Below are 15,939 nucleotides of genomic sequence, written 5' to 3'. Positions count from 1 at the left end.
CGTTGATTATGATAGTGATGGGTGCGGCTGTCCATAGAAATAAAAAAGGGCAGAGCTTGTATGCTCCACCCTTGTCGTTTTTATATGGTCGCTGCGGTTATGCAGACTTTTGCTGACGGCGCTCATCAATAAGCGTAATTGCGCGCTGTGCAAGCAGGGTTACCTCAGGTTTAGAAACCTGCAGGTCAGCACCTACAGCTTCGCCTTTGTGGCGGAGCTTGTCGGTAATGATGGATGAGAACAGGACAACTGGAAGCTGTTTTAGGACAGGGTCTTCCTTAATGGATTTACATAAGGAGTGACCGTCCATTGCAGGCATTTCAATGTCAGAGACAACAACCTGAACGTAGTCTGTAAGCTGTCGCTGGTTCTGTTCTGAAAGGGTTTTTAGCTGCTGCAGCCTGTCCCATGCTTCTCTGCCGTTGTTATGTGCTTCGACCTGGAAGTTTGCTTTTTCCATCAGGTCGGTGAGCATTTCACGGATAAGACCGGAGTCATCTGTGATCAGCGCACGGCGCTGTTCCCCGTCTGACCAGTCGATGGCATCATCAAGCTTGAGAGCAAGATCTGGGTTCAAGTTGGCAACAATGCGTTCAAGATCAAGCAGGAAGATAATACGGTCGTTAATTTTTACCACGCCGGTAATGGACTGGTTGCTTAAGTTGGCAACATAGCTGCTTGGCGGTTCCACTTCTTCCCAGCTGATGCGGTGGATGCGGTTAACGCCGGATACCTGAAATGCGGTACATACGTTGTTGAATTCAGTTACGATGACCTTTGGCGGTTCATTTTCTTCGCGGTGTTTTCCAAGCCACATGGAAAGATCCACAAGCGGAATAACCTGTGAGCGAAGGTTAAATGCGCCCAAAATACATGAGTGACCACTTTCAGGAAGCTCTGTGACAGTAGGCATACGAATAATTTCAAGCACTTTTGCTACGTTAACTCCATAGTATCCACGGTAGCTCGTGCCGTCTATTTCGATCTCATCCAGGAAAAATTCAACAATTTCCAGCTCATTTGTGCCGGATTCTAAAAGTATGTTTGTCTGCATGGCGTTCTCCGGTGCGTAGTTCTAATTGGCGCAGACTAATAAAAATAGTGTATTTCTACAACTTCTTAAGGAATTCTTCCGTTGCATCGATGATCGAACGCGGGGTTGAAGCACCGGCGGTAAGCCCTACTACTTTCATGCCTGAAAAATCTGCTTCTGAAAGTTCTTCCGGTTGTTCAACATGGAAGGTAAGGCACCCTTGTGCACGGGAAACATCTGCAAGCCGGCGGGTGTTCCCGCTGCTGTAGCCCCCCACAACAACCATTGCATCCACTTCTTTCGCAAGTGCAATGGCTTCCTGTTGCCGTTCCCTCGTTGCATTACAAATAGTATTAAGTACTTGAAGGTGTTCTTGTAGTTGACCCTGCAGGTACTCATCTATCCGGGCAAATTCCTCTCTGTCCTGCGTTGTCTGCGCAGCAAGACAATAATCTATATCGGCAGAAAGCGGGAATTTCTTGAGCTCTTCAAGTGAATTAAACAAGAATGCTTTATCCCCTGCGTAACTCATGAGGCCGCGGACTTCAGGATGGTCTTTTTCTCCATACAACAGCAGAAAACAACCTTTTCGAATCATGTTGAAAATGCCGAGTTGAGCCCGTTTAACTTTAGGGCATGTTGCATCCACAACTTCTTCACAGGATTCAGATAATGCTGTTTCAGTTTCGCGCGGAATGCCATGAGCACGAATGACAACACGCTCGTCAGCGTTTGCTTCCTCGGCATTTTCCAGACATCGGACATTAAGGTCTTCATATCGCTTAAGAACCTGCGGGTTATGAATGATCGGTCCCAGTGTGGCAATTTTGGTGTCGTGTTTCTCTACTTCTGCATCAAGCTTTTCCAATGCCAAAGAAACGCCGAAACAAAAGCCGGATGTTTTTGCTCTGCGAACTTCCATGTCTACTCCGTTGTATCCTGCATGCTGATGGTTTCTGAAATTTCATCCAGATCTACCGCTTCGCACCGGTCAAAAAATTCTTTAATCACTGCATCCAACTGTTCCCAGTCAGTACAGGTTGAAAGCTGCTGCCTCAGCGCTTTGGCACCCTTGAATAAGCGTACATACCGTGGAACAAACGTGCGCATTTTAAACAGGGCGCTACGCTCGTTGGTGTACACACGCGCCAGTTCTTTGTGGCGCTGAATAAGATGCATAGTTTTAAGCGGGTCGGGGCGTCTGAGAGTTTCCCCCTTGTACAGGGTGATGTACTCATCAAAGATAGCAGGGTTGCCTATGGCGCCGCGTGCAAACATAACAGAAGCAGCACCGGTTTCTTTGACGCATCTCACACCGTCTTCAGGTTCCAGCAAATCACCGCTTGCAATAACAGGAATGGATACAGCCTCAACAAGTTCTTTAATGGCTGACCATCGGGCTGTGCCTGAAAAACCTTGAGCGGCGGTGCGCGGATGCAATGTAAGCCATCCTGCACCAGCATCTTCCAGTCGCAGTGCCAGCTCTTTGTATACTTCCTGCTCAGAGTCTACACCGAGGCGGAATTTGAAGCCAACTTTTCCCTTGCCCCCGATGCTAATCATGGCCTTTGCGACGCGCACTGAATTTTCAATATCGCGCATCATGGAAGAGCCGCATCCCTGCTTGAATACTTTGCGGACAGAGCAACCCATGTTTAGATCAAACCATTTGTATCCGGCTTTCACAAGCGGTTCCATGGCATGTGACATGATGTCTGCATCATTCCCGAAAAGCTGGAAAACAGCAGGAGATTCTTTTTCTGTGGTTTCGAGAAGCTTATGGGTGTTGTTGCTTTTGTAGTAGAGGCCTTTGGCGCTGACCATTTCAGAGCAGACAACAGCTGCACCGAATTCCTTGCACAGGAGCCTGAAGCAAAGGTCAGAATAACCGGCAAGGGGCGCAAGCCATGGGCGGTCAGGGCTTATGTTTAAGCCTGTATTATCAGTATACTGCATATATGGAGTACCGTTTTGAAATTTTTAAATTACGCATGTGCACACAGGGATGCCGTGCAGACAGGATCAGGCGCGTACGTTGAGTCCTCTGCGCTGTGTAGGGATCTCTTTGAAAATGAGAGACAGAATGTCATGAGCGCCTGCAGGTAGTTCAGCTGTGCCAAGGCAGGTACAGTGAGTTGTCGCGCTGTGTGCTCGAGAGGTGTTGTGACCTGCTTTGCAGTTTTTATCAAGCAGGTGCCGGAAAGCGAAGGTAACAGGGGTTGCAGAAAGGTTCATTTGACCAGTTGTAAGTACATGCTGTGCACCCTCTAATATTACACCTGCGGTGACGGTGCAAATATTGTTTTCCGGTCTGGAAATGAGGAGCTCAACCCCTTTTGCAGCGGGCATAAGCCACGGCATATAATGAAATGTACCGTGTCCTGCTGCTGTAACCATGTGTTGCACACTGGTCTGCAACCGCATCACACGGGTAAACTGGTCAAGTGCAGCTGGAGTTTGTGTCAAAAAATTGAGTAGGGTGGTGTGGTGCGTTTCAACCGGACTTTCTTCAGGGGCAGGGACTGTGTTCCAGAGAGTGGATGCGAGCAGCGTGTCCAGCTTGTCCCGCTGGGTAAGGTAGGAGCGTATATAATCTCGAAGAAAGATACTTCCTCGCGGGTCAGAACCGTGTTGAAGCTGGCGCAGAAGAACAGAAGGCTCTAGTGAGAGCACCAGAAAATCAAGCCATTCTCCCGGCTCAGGCATATTCTCAACCTGAGCCAGTAACTCCATGTCTCCTATCAATACCCATGCAAAGCCTTCCTGCTCAATGCGCAACATGCGCCCTTTGAGAAGCTGTCCTACCTTAACCTTTCGCTTGAAGATTGCACCGCGATTGGTTGTGGTAGAAGACTGGCTGCCGCCATAGGGGTTGCTGTTGCGGGTAATGCGCATGGAACACCTTGCCGGTTGGCTGATAAGAAAACAGTAAAATGGCTGTCATGAAGTAGCAGGTGTCCTACTCAGCTTTCATGAGAATAAGCTCAACTTCGTCAATGGAAAGGTTTGTTGCCTTAGCAAGTTGCGGAATAGTTTGACCTTTTTTTCGTCCTGTTAAGATCAATTCGCGCAGGAACTGAGGAGAACGACTGATGGCTTCTGCCTGCTCAAGCAAAGTGCGCAGCTCGTCAGCACGGGCTTCCAGCTGAGTTTCAAGTTCCTGAAGTTCTCTCTGGCGCTGGGTAAAGGACTCGACAATTTCCTGTTCCAGTTCTGCATTGAAATGCATTTTCGCAACCAACGCTTCCTGACCGGACTGCATAGAGGTAAGAAGCGCTTCGCTTTTACGCAGACGAAGATAAAAAACAACAAGAAGGCCAAGCAGCAGCACTTCTGAGGCGCTGAGAAAGATCAAAATAAGCTGAGAAAATGTCATGGTTATACTTTAGTATCAATAATTTTGCCTTGCCAAGCGCTTTCAGATGTAGGTTGAGTTTCAACTTCCTGATCGGACTCTTCTTCCATTCTGGAATCGGCGGAAAGGTGTTGATGAAATTGCTGACCGCGACCGTCCTCATCTACATCAAGATGAGACTGTTCTGTAGCATGTGTTTCAGCCACATGATCACGTGCCAGCTCGCCCCCCCGTCGTGCGGCTTCACGGGTTGCTGCCTGCTGCCTCTCGGGACGTGACTTTTCCTGTTCTGCAATCTTCTGAACGCGCCCCATTTGCTGGAGCACTAACGGAATATCAGTTTCAATAGACATGGCTATTTAACCAGATAGTTTTCAATGAAGACTTCTTTGAACTGTCCGCTACCCATGTACTGGTTTACTACACCCAGCAAGTCAGTTTTAAGCAATTCTACATTGCCTTTGTCAGAAAGGAATCTGAGATCCTTGTTTCGAAGGTAGTAGAAAATAGCGTCGCGAAGCGTAACTTTTTTGTTCTTTGCTTCCCATGCAAGCTTTTCAATGTCGGTGTACACAGCAAATTTGCAGACAAGGAAGCGTATTTTTGCTTCGTTATCTTTTTGCTCAACCCAGAACGGCTCCCATGTAACGTCAAACTTGTCTTTTCTGACAATCGGCGGAGTATCATATTTTCCGCGTTCTTTTTTTACGATACGCTTTACAGCAACAGGGGCTTTGCTCGGACTGAGATAGTTCCAACCGACAGCAATAAATATGAGAGCAAGAACTCCGAGTCCGATAAACATCCGCTTGCGTTTTTTTGCTTTTGCAGCGGCTTCGTCCTCGTCCAGATCGGTGGAGCCAGAGAATGAGTCAGCGGTGATTGCTGAAGCAGCATCGTCAAAAACCTGCTCATCTTCCTCTTCCTCGTCCTCCATTAAGAAAGGCGCATCATCAAGATCAAGTTCAACCTTGTCATCTTTGGTCAGCCTTCTGGATTCTGCTGTAGCTAGGGTGTCCACGTCTAGTTGAGCCTTTTTCTTACCGGGTCTACCGGGTCTGTTTGTTGGAGCTTTTGCCATTGAATACCTAACCTGCGTTTTGTGGCCGTACCATAAAAACAAGGCAATCCGGCATAGGAGACAACAGGCGCTTCGATTGCGCGTAGTGGTTTCCTAAACCGGAGTGCGTTATTTCTATGAGCAGTTAGATAAATTATGGGAAAATCTTATCGATCTTCTGCTTCATAATTTCTGCTGTAAACGGCTTAACCACGTAGTTGGAAACTTTTGCTTGTACAGCTTCGATAATGTTCTCTTGCTGTGCTTCTGCAGTAACCATCAAGAAAGGAAGATCTGCAAATTCCTCACTGCTGCGAACTTTTCTGAGCAGTTCAATACCGGTCATTTGCGGCATATTCCAATCACAAATAATAAAATCGATACGGTCTTTGTTAAGAGTTTCCCATGCAGTAGTTCCGTCATCAGCTTCCACCATGTTGGTGAATCCTAGCTGACGAAGAATATTTTTAACAATTCGTCTCATGGTAGAGAAATCGTCTACAACAAGAACACGCATATTAGGATCAAAGCCCATGATAGACTCCTTCAGTCTTTATAGTCCGCTGTCTTTTCCATGCACCGCATAAAAATTATTACGTAGCTTCAGTAGCGCTTGAGAGTGCAATTGTGAAATGCGACCCTCAGTAACCCCCATAACCTCTGCTGCTTCACGCATATTCAAATCATCACTATAGTAAAGGGACAATACCAACTTTTCCCTAGGTGTCAATTGTTCAACTAGTTGTGAAATCTGATATAATGTTTCTTTTGAAGCAGTTTTCTTAAAAGGTTGGCTGTCAGCGTCACTTAATTCGTCTGAAGAGACAGTGTCCTGAATGAGATCCAGATTGAGACACAATTGGCTTTGCAATGCAACAAGCCCTTCACGGACTCCAGCTCTGTCTAAACCAGTTGCTTCTTGCAGTTCTTCTTCAGTTGCAGAACGTCCTTTATCGTTCTCCACCTGCTGCATGGCTTCTTCGATTTGTCTTACGCGTTGGCGTAAGCTTCTCGGGAACCAGTCAAGGCGCCGCAATTCGTCCAGCATAGCCCCGCGGATGCGGTTTTCTGCGTACGTATCGAACTTGATGCCCATCTCCGGTTTGAACTTGCCCAGCGATTCCATGAGCCCAAGAGTACCCGCGCTGATAAGTTCACCAAGCTCCACATTTTTAGGAAGCTTAACTTTCAGACGTGATGCAAGGTACCGAACCTTAGGCGCATAGTGGCGGACTACAGCTTCTTGCTCGTAGTCTGTCATGATGCCCCAGGCCTTCTCGCCGGACTCCAGTAACTCCCAGGCTTTACTGCTGGAAGAGGAGCTTTTTCCAGAAAAACTTGATATTTCCATCAAGGTTCGAAGATATTTCCCAATTTTGAATCTTATCTGCAAGATTGCCGATAGCCTGGCAAACCGGAGCAGCAGGATTCTGTTGACACACAGGACGTTGAGCCACAATAGCTTTACGCACAGCAGGATCCTGCGGCAAAAAGCCCGCATAATCCAAAGAAACTCCAGACAGGAAGTGGTCACAGGCAGAGTACAGACGGATAAACATTTCGCGTGCTGCTTTTTCAGACGCAGCCATGTTCACCACAACTTTAAAATGCTCAACACCGTGGTTCAATTTCATTACTTTAATGAGAGAGTACGCATCGGTAAGAGATGTCGGCTCTGCTGTAAGAACAACAATGCGTTCCTGTACTGCAATATTGAAATACAGCACATTGTCGTTAATACCTGCCCCCGTATCTACAATAAGAAAATCTACATTGTCTTCAAGCGTGTCCATGGACTCGAGCAAGTCAAGTTTCTGGCCGGTGGAAAGCGTAAGCATGTCACCAATGCCTGAAGAAGCAGGAAGAATATCAAATCCATACGGGGTGGAGTACAGAATATCGGAAAGGGCAACCCCTTCGCTGAATAAGTGAAAGAGATTTCGTTCAGGCGTAAGCCCGAGCAAAACATCTACGTTTGCAAGTCCTAAATCTGCATCAAGCAAAACAACTCGTTTGCCCCGCTGCGCAAGTGAATACGCAAGGTTAACAGAAAGGTTTGTTTTGCCTACGCCCCCTTTACCGGAGGTGACAGACAGGACAAGAGGAAGGTTGCCACTCATATGTATAAAATCTCCAATATGCCATTAGGCATTCTGGTGAATTGTATATTCGCCCGGAAGCTGGTTTTTAAAAATAAGTCTCCACAGCATTACATCTTTTGCCGGAGAAAGCGTCTCTTTAAGACCGGCTCCGTAAGAGAATGCAGATACAGGAAGACCGGTAGAAACTGCTGTATTGATTATCGTCCCGAATGTACAAGCTTCGTCGAGCTTAGTCCAGACAATGCTTCCACCCTTGATTGCACGGTACTTTTCAAGTGTCGCGGTAAGTTGTTTGTTACTTTGAGTCGGACAAAGAACTCTGTGGAATGTATTTTCGCGGATTGCATGTAATCCAAAATGTTCAATCTGCTCTTTGAAAGAGTCACGAAGACCCAGTCCAGGCATATCGATAATGATACGATCATAACTTTTAGCAGCATCACGAATAGTATTTGCAAAACTGATACTGTCACGGATTTCGTAATACCCCATGTCACAAAGTTGTGCATAGTGTCTGAGCAGGAGTCTTCCGTTACCTCGTTCACAATCCGCGTTAATAAAGCAGATACGCATGGATTGATTCTGTTTGCGCAGTTCCAGTGCCATACGTACTGCAGCACTGGTTTTACCTACGCCGAACGGACCGACAAATGTATGTACCTTTGATGCCCAGTTCTCACCCCACGGTGTAAAGGTGATCAAGTCACCGAGTGGAGAAAGGATAGACATACCTGCATCCTTTTTAAGCGGACGCAGCAGACGTAAAATAACAGTGTCGTCCACGTCATGACGCTGGAGATGTTCCAGTGCAAGACGCTGGCGCGGGGAAAGTTTGTGAAGCTGGAGACGAGGTTTTACGAGTTCCGCAATGTACTCTTTAATCTCGGACCATTCTTCATGCCAGCGACCCCATGCGGAAGGTGCTTCATATTCTTGAGTTTCAGTTTCCTGAATTTCATCAACGGCGCGTTCTACACCAGCTGTAATCTGGCACCAACGGCTGTCGTCGTCTTTGCCTTCCTGTTTGGAAAGGATAACTGCCTCTTCGCCCATTTCCTGTTTGATCTGGGCGAGAACGGAACGTGTTGTCTGTCCTGAAAATGTTTTGACCTGCATAATTAGATTCCTACATTACCAACAGTGTTCAAACGAATGTCTGCAGGTATTTCTGCTTGAGATAAAACCGGAATGTTAGGGATAAATCGCATAATCAATTGTGAAAGATGCGGACGTACCATCGGGGAGGTCAGAAGAACCGGCTGCCCGTCATTGACTACTGCATTTTCAACAGCTGAGTTTACGGCCTGAATCACGTGCTGGGCTGTGGCAGGGTCAAGTGCAAGGTATGCACCGCCTTCCGTCTGTCGGATAGCTTCCGAAACAGTTCTTTCCACATCGGGTTCCAGCATGATGATCGGGAGAGTGTTCTCCTGATCCATGTACGGTCTAACAATTGTACGGGATAAGCGTTCGCGGACATACTCGGTGAGCACTTCCGGGTTTTTAACGCTTGTTCCGTAATCCGCGAGGGTTTCAACAATTGTGAGCAAATCGCGGATTGAAATATTTTCTCTAACGAGGTTCTGCAGAACTTTCTGCACAACACCCAGTGTAAGTACATTCGGTACCAGTTCTTCCACAGCTTTTGGTGCATGTTTGGCAAGGTTATCCAGAAGAGCCTGTATTTCTTGACGACCAAGGAAGTCGGCAAGGCTGCGTTTGAATACCTCGGTAAGGTGTGTTGCGATAACAGTGGATGGATCAACAACAGTGTAGCCTGCAAGAACTGCTTCTTCTTTCTGTGCTTCCGGTACCCAGAGAGCTGGCAGGTTAAATGCTGGTTCGCGGGTCTCAATGCCTTTAATGGAGTGACGGGCGTCGCCCGGATCCATTGCAAGGAAGTGATCGATAAGGATTTCAGCACCGGCCATTTCGTTGCCTTTAATGAGTACTGTGTACTGTCCCGGCTTGAGCTGCAGGTTGTCACGCAGGTGCAGTGACGGAACAACAACACCCATATCCAGTGCAAACTGTCTGCGGATTGTTCTGATACGGGAGAGCAGGTTGCCATCCTGTGATTCGTCCACAAGCGGGATAAGACCGTAGCCCACTTCCAGTTCCAGAGTATCCAGTGGAAGAAGAGACTGTACTGCTTCCGGTGTATCAAGGGCTTCCTGTGCGTCTTCGCCTTCAGCTTCGCCGGAGGCGCCTGCACTTGCCCCAGTACGCTGAGCAACGTCTGCACTTGCATTGGACGTTAAGCGGGCAATGACGAACATGCAGATTGCAAAGAAGCTGAATGCGATGAACGGCATACCCGGAACCAGAGCGAATACGAGAAGTACACAACCTACAAGGTTGAGTGCTTTAGAGTTGAATGTAAGCTGACCGATAAATTCTTCACCCATTTTTGCTTCTGCAGCAGCACGGGATACGATGATACCGGCAGCAGTGGAAATAATGAGGGAAGGAATGGTGGATACAAGACCGTCACCAACAGTAAGCAGAGTGTATGTGGACAGAGCGTCAGACCACGGCATGCCTTTCTGGAAAACAGCAATCAGGATACCTGCGGTGATGTTAACAATAGTAATGAGCAGACCCGCCATTACGTCACCCTGAACAAACTTACCCGCACCATCCATTGCACCGTAGAAGTCAGCTTCGCGGCGGATGGTTTCACGGCGCTGTGTAGCAGTTTTTTCGTCAAGGAGACCTGCGTTCAAGTCTGCCTCAATCGCCATTTGCTTACCCGGCATAGCATCAAGGGTGAATCGGGCTGCAACTTCGGCGATACGTGTTGTACCGGAGGTAATAACCATCTTGTTCAGGATGAACAGAATGGCGAAAATTACGATACCAATAACATAGTTACCACCGACAACAAATTGTCCGAAGGATTGAATCACGCTACCCGCAGCATCCGGCCCTTCACTGCCGTGCAGCAGAATCAGTCGTGTTGTTGCCACGTTCAGCGCAAGGCGGAACAAAGTGGTAACGAGCAGCAGAGTCGGGAAAATAGAGAATTCCAGCGGCGACTTGATGAACATAGATGTTACGAGCACCAGTAACGCCAATGAGATGGACATGCTGAGCATGACGTCCATAAGCAGAGTAGGGATTGGGATGAGCATTACAAAGAGAATGAGCACCACACCGCCTGCAAGAAGCAGGTCCCCGTGCTGTGAGAAGCGTTCGTAATTGATTGATGAAGCATTTGCGCTGGCAGCCATAATTCCGACACCTTTTTAGAAAAGTTAAGTAACGCCTGAATTGAATCAGTTGTTCCTGATAACCTACTGTTTTTGTTTGTACTTACTGAGTGAAGCAAGGATGGAAGCTACAGCTTTGTAGAGATCTTCCGGAATTTGATCACCCACCTTTACTGACTTATACAAAGCGCGTGCCAGAGGGACGTTTTCTCGCATAGGAATGTCATTTTCTTTAGCAAGTTCTCTGATCTTTTTCGCAAGGTGATCTGCGCCCATGGCAACAACCACAGGGGCTGGTGCTTCCATGGCGTTGTAGCGGAGCGCTACAGAAATATGTGTAGGGTTTGTGATAACAACGTCAGCACTCGGGACATCCTGCATCATACGCTGCTGAGACATCTCGTTCATTTTTTGACGCTGCTGTGAGCGGACTTTCGGGTCACCTTCAATCTGCTTATGTTCGTCTTTTACCTCGTCTTTGGACATCTTGATGTTTTCTTCGTAGTCCCAGCGGGAGTAGAAGAAGTCACCAAGACTGACTATCAGCATTGCGAGCACACCATATAAGGATACCCTGAACACAAGATCGAGCATGTACATGGCGATACCTTCCGGACTTGCGTTGTACAGAAGGATAAAGCTGTCCATTTCGTCTGTTATGACAAGGTACGGGGCAATGCCGATAACAAGCGCAAAAACAATGCTCTTAATCAGGCGAACGAGTGTTTGCATGGACAGGAACATGTTTTTCATACCCTTAATAGGGTTGAACTTGCTCCATTTGGGTTTGAACACCTTCATGGTCCAAAGGTGACCTACCTGCATGCGCATGGACATTCCTGCAAAAAGGAACAGGAATAAGAAGATTGGAACGAGCATGAGTGCGAGTTCAAACGCAATCTGGTTAATGAACGTAATGGCAGACTGCATGGACATATCCAGTGATGCGTCAAATGTATAACATTGACGCATAATATGCTGTGTACGTTCATTAATAGTGCCCATCCACCCGTACAGGATAATGATACCTGCAAGGGTGGTCGCGGCTTTAGGAACTTCTTGCGACTTGGCGACGTCACCGTCTTCGCGGGTCTTTTCCCGCTTCTTGGGCGTCGCCTTTTCAGTTTTACTCGGATCACTTTGTGGCATGGCTGAGTATCCTGTTGATTACTGGAGTAACGGAGAACCGGCTTTAATAAGCGTAGAGAACATAGGGCCGAGGCTGGCAATAAGTTCTTCCATCCGCTGTCCCATGAGAGTGAACAGCATGCCGATAAAAACGAGGCCGACAGCAATTTTGACTGGAAAACCAAGCATAAGCAGGTTCATCTGCGGTGCTGCGCGTCCCATAAGACCAAGTGTGAGTTCAACCAGCAGAAGAGATATCATGACTGGTGCGGCTACTTTAATAGCCAGAACAAACATAGTGAGAGACAAGGCCAGAATATGTTGCCCCACCTTTGCGGAGAGAATAAGCCCTCCGGGTGGGATTAAGTCGAATGATTCTGTCAGAGCTTTGATGAGATACAGATGACCGTTTGCAACGATGAAAACGGTAAAGCTCAACTGATACAGCAGAATGGACGTGATACCTTCCTGCTCACCGGATGACGGGTTTGCAAGGGTAAGCATGGAAAAACCCATCTGGAAGCCGATTACCTGACCGCCAGTTCTGATGCCTGCAAAAATGAATTTAACGGCAAGCCCGAGCATTACCCCCAGTAATATTTCACTGAGGAGCACAACTGCAATTTCCAAGGGATGGGCAGGAAAAGCAGAGGCTTCGAGAGATAATGCCGGAAATACGGCAAGTGTGAGCATGAGGCACACAGCAGCCTTGACCATGTTCGGAATGGTTCTGCCTTCAAAAAAAGGAAGCAGAAAGACCACAAGGCTGAGGCGCATGAGTGTGAGCAGAAAACTGAAGAATTCTGCCATATCAAAATTAAAGATGTCCATATATAAAGATAAGCAAGAGTTGCGCCAGTCCTTGTCTGCTAGGGTTTTCCGCTTGTTGGGACATCTCAAACTGTCTCAACCTGTCAGATGGATGACGCTCTTGCAAAGCAGGTATGATTCTGGCAATCCACGCAGATTGATGACAACTCTCTATGCATCCGGCGGGGATATACTGCAACGCATTGACTGTTCTATTCCCACGATGCTTGTGATGTTGTCTCAATGAGCTGCAATTGTTTTGTCGACACTAAAAAATGTTGTATGACATTGTAATTGCACAGAATGGTTACGCTGTGCGAGAAGGAAGTTTCAGATTGCTGACAAACTCGCCCATTGCGGCGTCATTGCGAAAAAGTCTGACGCTTACATATGTTGAGCTATGCGTTTTTTCTGACCTTTTTTGCATTCCTTGCACTGCTCAGATTTGTCTCAATCTGGCGGGTGAGGATTTTGTCAACAGTCTTAAGTTTGTAACAGACTGGATTCACAACTCTTGGAGAAGTAATGGACCTTTTGCCTATTAAGCGGGCACTGTTGAGTGCTACAGATAAGACTGGACTTGTCGAGTTTGCGACATTTTTGAGCGAGCAGGGTGTAGAGCTGGTTTCTACTGGCGGTACCGCACGTATGCTCAAAGAAGCAGGGCTGAAGGTTACACCTGTGAGTGACGTTACCGGATTCCCAGAAATCCTTGGTGGAAGGGTGAAGACACTCAACCCGTACATCCACGGTGGTATTCTTGCTGATAAGGATAACCCTGAACACCTTGAAACGCTTAAAGAGCACAACATTGCAGCGTTTGATCTGATTGTGGTGAACCTCTATAATTTTGAGGATGCTGCTGCGCGCGGACTTGATTTGCGTGGTGCTGTAGAAGAAATTGATATCGGTGGCCCTTGCATGCTTCGTGCTGCGGCAAAAAACTTCCACTCCATTCTCGTGCTGCCTGATCCTTCACAGTATGATACTGTAAAGAAAGAATTGCTTGAAAATGATATGCGTGTGGGGCTTGCGCTTCGACGCGATATGGCTGTAAAAACATTCGCTCGTACTTCTCAGTACGATGGAATGATTACGGAGTATCTTGCAAGCAAAGATATTTAATATAGAATAATATAAAGATAGTGCCTCCGGCGACTGAGGGGAAACCCCGTTTAAATTGATGACAAAAACGCGCATTGTTGCGTTTCTTCAAAAAAGCCAAACTCTCACATACGGTTTGTATGCATCGACCTTGGCTTTTTCTCGAGCCTTACACTGGCACGATTTTGTCTTAATTTATCTGTTCTCGATATAAATGAGGTTCCCCCTCAGACTCCCCCTCCTGAAAAACCGACAGGGTGAATATGGAGTTGAGGAGTAGGTATAGACAGTAGGTGAAGCTGACCAGCTAGATAAGAAACGGGCTGGTCTCGCTAATAAAAGTTTTTGGAGAGTTCAGAGAAGCCTTTTTTCAAAAAGGTTCTCAGGCCGCCGGAGGCATCCTGCTGATATCCGTCGCCGGAGGTACTAGAAACAACTAGGAGTATCGTCATAGCCTCAAAGGTTCTCGGCAACACACAGGGACTCAAACCGAGTCAGTTAAAATCTCTCCAGCGGCTTTTTGCCCGCCGTTATCCAGTAAAAGAGGGATATACTTCCGATCAGGCGCATGAGCTTGCGGCTCTTTCCCGCAGCGTTGGCAGACAGATCGCATTACTCATCGACCGTCAGGGGAAACCGCAGATGGTTCTAGTGGGTGACACTGGTGCCATCTATATTCCAGAACTTCCTCGCGCCCGTTCCAGCAGCGACCGCTTGCGCGGTTTACGTCTTATTCACACTCACTTGAATGATTCACTTCTTTCGCAGGAAGATTTAATGGATATGCTTTTCCTGCGTCTTGACTCTATTTCTGTACTCACAGTTGACGGCATGGGTGCTCCTGTTGATTTTCAGTCAGCACATATTCTTCCTGTCCCTTCCAAGGATGGTACGTCGTATAACGTGCATCAGGCCACGTCATGGAATAATATTGATATTGACTTTGAATCCCAGACAGATGCGCTTGAAGAAGAGCTGGCACGAACTGCAGATGGTGCTCGAAAGCAGGGTGGTACCGAACACGCAGTGCTTGTCAGTGTCAGTACGCAGCCTAAGGATGTGCAGGAATCATACTTGAATGAGCTTGCGGATCTTGCCGATACCGCAGGCGTTTCTGTTGCAGGACGTCTTGTGCAGCGTGTGCATCAGGTGAATCACAAATTTATTATGGGTAAAGGTAAGCTTGCTGAGTTGGAAATCCTTTGCCTGCAGGGTAACGCATCCATGATCATTTTTGATGGTGAGCTTTCTCCTGCACAGCTGCGTAACTTGACTGAAGTGACTGAGCGAAAAGTCATCGACAGGACCCAGCTTATTCTGGATATTTTTGCACAGCATGCAACAACCCGAGCAGGGAAATTGCAGGTTGAAATGGCGCAGTTGCAGTACGCACTCCCTCGTCTTGTTGGGAAAAACCGCGCAATGGACAGACTGATGGGTGGTATCGGTGGTCGTGGGCCGGGTGAAACCAAGCTTGAAACTGACCGTCGTAAGGTGCGTGACCGTATTGCCCGCTTTAAAAAGGAACTTGGCACGTTGCGCAAACAGCGTGCATATGCGCGTGACCGGCGTAATAAAGCTCGTGTTCCTGTAGCTGCTCTTGTTGGGTATACGAATGCTGGTAAATCAACCACGTTGAATGCGTTGACAAACTCTACTGTGCTTGCGGAAAATAAATTATTCGCAACACTTGACCCGACAACGCGCCGCTTGCGCTTCCCTGAAGAACGGGAACTTATCCTTACGGATACAGTAGGGTTTATTCGAAACTTGCCTAAAGAGTTGCGTGAGGCGTTTCGTGCGACGCTTGAAGAGCTGGAAGCAGCTGATTTGCTACTTCATGTTGCAGATGCTGGGCACCCGGAGCTTGAAAAGCAGGTGTCTGCTGTAGAGCGAATTCTTGAAGATATGGAACTGCATGAGATTCCGACCCTGTTGATCCTGAACAAGTGGGATACGCTTGATGAAGAACAGCAGGAAGCCCTGAGGCATCTATATCCGAAGGCCATTCATATTGCGGCCAAGACCCGCATGGGACTGGATGAGTTATCTCAGGTGATTATTGATCGTATCGACTGGGAACGTGGTATGGTCAGATAAGAATTTTCTACTGTGTATAAAAAAAGTGCCCTTGC

The 15,939-nt window shown here is 47.5% G+C and carries 16 protein-coding genes; 2 read left to right on the top strand and 14 right to left on the bottom strand.

Annotated features, from left to right (window positions below):
* Positions 1–97: 97 nt before the first annotated feature.
* From SP90_RS10325 to fliR, 14 genes are all read right to left on the bottom strand, one after another.
* A complete protein-coding gene (locus SP90_RS10325; RefSeq protein ID WP_066855526.1) occupies positions 98–1,054 on the bottom strand; it encodes a chemotaxis protein in 957 nt (318 codons plus the stop codon).
* A gap of 55 nt (positions 1,055–1,109) precedes the next feature.
* On the bottom strand, positions 1,110–1,955 hold the full coding sequence (ispH, locus tag SP90_RS10320) for a 4-hydroxy-3-methylbut-2-enyl diphosphate reductase (RefSeq protein ID WP_066855523.1): 846 nt from the start codon (positions 1,953–1,955) through the stop codon (positions 1,110–1,112).
* 2 nt (positions 1,956–1,957) lie between these two features.
* Positions 1,958–2,989 (bottom strand): tRNA dihydrouridine synthase, encoded by a 1,032-nt coding sequence (locus SP90_RS10315; protein ID WP_066855520.1) that lies wholly within the window; start codon positions 2,987–2,989, stop codon positions 1,958–1,960.
* A gap of 66 nt (positions 2,990–3,055) precedes the next feature.
* Positions 3,056–3,928: a hypothetical protein gene (locus SP90_RS10310; protein ID WP_066855517.1), complete on the bottom strand. Its 873-nt coding sequence runs from the start codon at positions 3,926–3,928 to the stop codon at positions 3,056–3,058.
* Between the two features lie 64 nt (positions 3,929–3,992).
* Complete coding sequence (locus SP90_RS10305) at positions 3,993–4,409, bottom strand: hypothetical protein (protein ID WP_066855514.1); 417 nt, start codon at positions 4,407–4,409, stop codon at positions 3,993–3,995.
* A gap of 2 nt (positions 4,410–4,411) precedes the next feature.
* The gene (locus SP90_RS10300) at positions 4,412–4,741 is read right to left on the bottom strand and encodes a hypothetical protein (RefSeq protein ID WP_066855511.1); all 330 of its coding nucleotides are present in this window, start codon (positions 4,739–4,741) and stop codon (positions 4,412–4,414) included.
* A 2-nt stretch (positions 4,742–4,743) separates the two neighbouring features.
* Positions 4,744–5,469, bottom strand: a complete 726-nt coding sequence (locus SP90_RS10295) for a flagellar basal body-associated FliL family protein (RefSeq protein ID WP_066855508.1) — start codon at positions 5,467–5,469, stop codon at positions 4,744–4,746.
* A gap of 133 nt (positions 5,470–5,602) precedes the next feature.
* On the bottom strand, positions 5,603–5,983 hold the full coding sequence (locus SP90_RS10290; RefSeq protein WP_066855505.1) for a chemotaxis response regulator CheY: 381 nt from the start codon (positions 5,981–5,983) through the stop codon (positions 5,603–5,605).
* An 18-nt stretch (positions 5,984–6,001) separates the two neighbouring features.
* Entirely contained in the window at positions 6,002–6,799 is a 798-nt protein-coding gene (locus tag SP90_RS10285; RefSeq protein ID WP_066855502.1) for a FliA/WhiG family RNA polymerase sigma factor, read from the bottom strand.
* A complete protein-coding gene (locus SP90_RS10280; protein ID WP_066855499.1) occupies positions 6,753–7,568 on the bottom strand; it encodes a MinD/ParA family protein in 816 nt (271 codons plus the stop codon). Before SP90_RS10280 ends, SP90_RS10285 begins: the two co-directional genes overlap by 47 nt.
* A 24-nt stretch (positions 7,569–7,592) precedes the next feature.
* A complete protein-coding gene (locus tag SP90_RS10275) occupies positions 7,593–8,666 on the bottom strand; it encodes a flagellar biosynthesis protein FlhF (RefSeq protein WP_066855496.1) in 1,074 nt (357 codons plus the stop codon).
* A gap of 2 nt (positions 8,667–8,668) precedes the next feature.
* Complete coding sequence (flhA, locus tag SP90_RS10270) at positions 8,669–10,783, bottom strand: flagellar biosynthesis protein FlhA (protein ID WP_066855493.1); 2,115 nt, start codon at positions 10,781–10,783, stop codon at positions 8,669–8,671.
* A gap of 63 nt (positions 10,784–10,846) precedes the next feature.
* Entirely contained in the window at positions 10,847–11,911 is a 1,065-nt protein-coding gene (gene flhB, locus SP90_RS10265; protein ID WP_066855490.1) for a flagellar biosynthesis protein FlhB, read from the bottom strand.
* Positions 11,912–11,929: 18 nt separating this feature from the next.
* Positions 11,930–12,700: a flagellar biosynthetic protein FliR gene (gene fliR, locus SP90_RS10260; protein ID WP_331710490.1), complete on the bottom strand. Its 771-nt coding sequence runs from the start codon at positions 12,698–12,700 to the stop codon at positions 11,930–11,932.
* 525 nt (positions 12,701–13,225) lie between these two features.
* Here fliR and SP90_RS10255 point away from each other — a divergent pair.
* Together SP90_RS10255 and hflX are read left to right on the top strand one after the other, a co-directional pair.
* Positions 13,226–13,825: an IMP cyclohydrolase gene (locus SP90_RS10255; protein ID WP_066855484.1), complete on the top strand. Its 600-nt coding sequence runs from the start codon at positions 13,226–13,228 to the stop codon at positions 13,823–13,825.
* Between the two features lie 621 nt (positions 13,826–14,446).
* Positions 14,447–15,904, top strand: coding sequence for a GTPase HflX (gene hflX / locus SP90_RS10250; protein ID WP_066855481.1), 1,458 nt, complete (start codon positions 14,447–14,449; stop codon positions 15,902–15,904).
* Positions 15,905–15,939: the final 35 nt, after the last annotated feature.

Origin of the sequence: Halodesulfovibrio spirochaetisodalis (genome assembly GCF_001672295.1) — a bacterium.
GTDB lineage: Bacteria > Desulfobacterota > Desulfovibrionia > Desulfovibrionales > Desulfovibrionaceae > Halodesulfovibrio > Halodesulfovibrio spirochaetisodalis.
This window is presented reverse-complemented; position numbering and strand designations above follow the sequence as displayed.

What these genes read in the sequence shown, in the direction of transcription:
- SP90_RS10300 (WP_066855511.1), bottom strand. Translation starts at nt 4,741, where the DNA reads ATGTCTATTGAAACTGATATTCCGTTAGTGCTCCAGCAAATGGGGCGC.
- SP90_RS10280 (WP_066855499.1), bottom strand. Translation starts at nt 7,568, where the DNA reads ATGAGTGGCAACCTTCCTCTTGTCCTGTCTGTCACCTCCGGTAAAGGG.
- SP90_RS10275 (WP_066855496.1), bottom strand. Translation starts at nt 8,666, where the DNA reads ATGCAGGTCAAAACATTTTCAGGACAGACAACACGTTCCGTTCTCGCC.
- SP90_RS10305 (WP_066855514.1), bottom strand. Translation starts at nt 4,409, where the DNA reads ATGACATTTTCTCAGCTTATTTTGATCTTTCTCAGCGCCTCAGAAGTG.
- ispH (WP_066855523.1), bottom strand. Translation starts at nt 1,955, where the DNA reads ATGGAAGTTCGCAGAGCAAAAACATCCGGCTTTTGTTTCGGCGTTTCT.
- SP90_RS10310 (WP_066855517.1), bottom strand. Translation starts at nt 3,928, where the DNA reads ATGCGCATTACCCGCAACAGCAACCCCTATGGCGGCAGCCAGTCTTCT.
- hflX (WP_066855481.1), top strand. Translation starts at nt 14,447, where the DNA reads ATGGTTCTAGTGGGTGACACTGGTGCCATCTATATTCCAGAACTTCCT.
- SP90_RS10285 (WP_066855502.1), bottom strand. Translation starts at nt 6,799, where the DNA reads ATGGAAATATCAAGTTTTTCTGGAAAAAGCTCCTCTTCCAGCAGTAAA.
- SP90_RS10315 (WP_066855520.1), bottom strand. Translation starts at nt 2,989, where the DNA reads ATGCAGTATACTGATAATACAGGCTTAAACATAAGCCCTGACCGCCCA.
- SP90_RS10290 (WP_066855505.1), bottom strand. Translation starts at nt 5,983, where the DNA reads ATGGGCTTTGATCCTAATATGCGTGTTCTTGTTGTAGACGATTTCTCT.
- SP90_RS10325 (WP_066855526.1), bottom strand. Translation starts at nt 1,054, where the DNA reads ATGCAGACAAACATACTTTTAGAATCCGGCACAAATGAGCTGGAAATT.
- flhB (WP_066855490.1), bottom strand. Translation starts at nt 11,911, where the DNA reads ATGCCACAAAGTGATCCGAGTAAAACTGAAAAGGCGACGCCCAAGAAG.
- SP90_RS10295 (WP_066855508.1), bottom strand. Translation starts at nt 5,469, where the DNA reads ATGGCAAAAGCTCCAACAAACAGACCCGGTAGACCCGGTAAGAAAAAG.
- SP90_RS10255 (WP_066855484.1), top strand. Translation starts at nt 13,226, where the DNA reads ATGGACCTTTTGCCTATTAAGCGGGCACTGTTGAGTGCTACAGATAAG.
- flhA (WP_066855493.1), bottom strand. Translation starts at nt 10,783, where the DNA reads ATGGCTGCCAGCGCAAATGCTTCATCAATCAATTACGAACGCTTCTCA.
- fliR (WP_331710490.1), bottom strand. Translation starts at nt 12,700, where the DNA reads ATGGCAGAATTCTTCAGTTTTCTGCTCACACTCATGCGCCTCAGCCTT.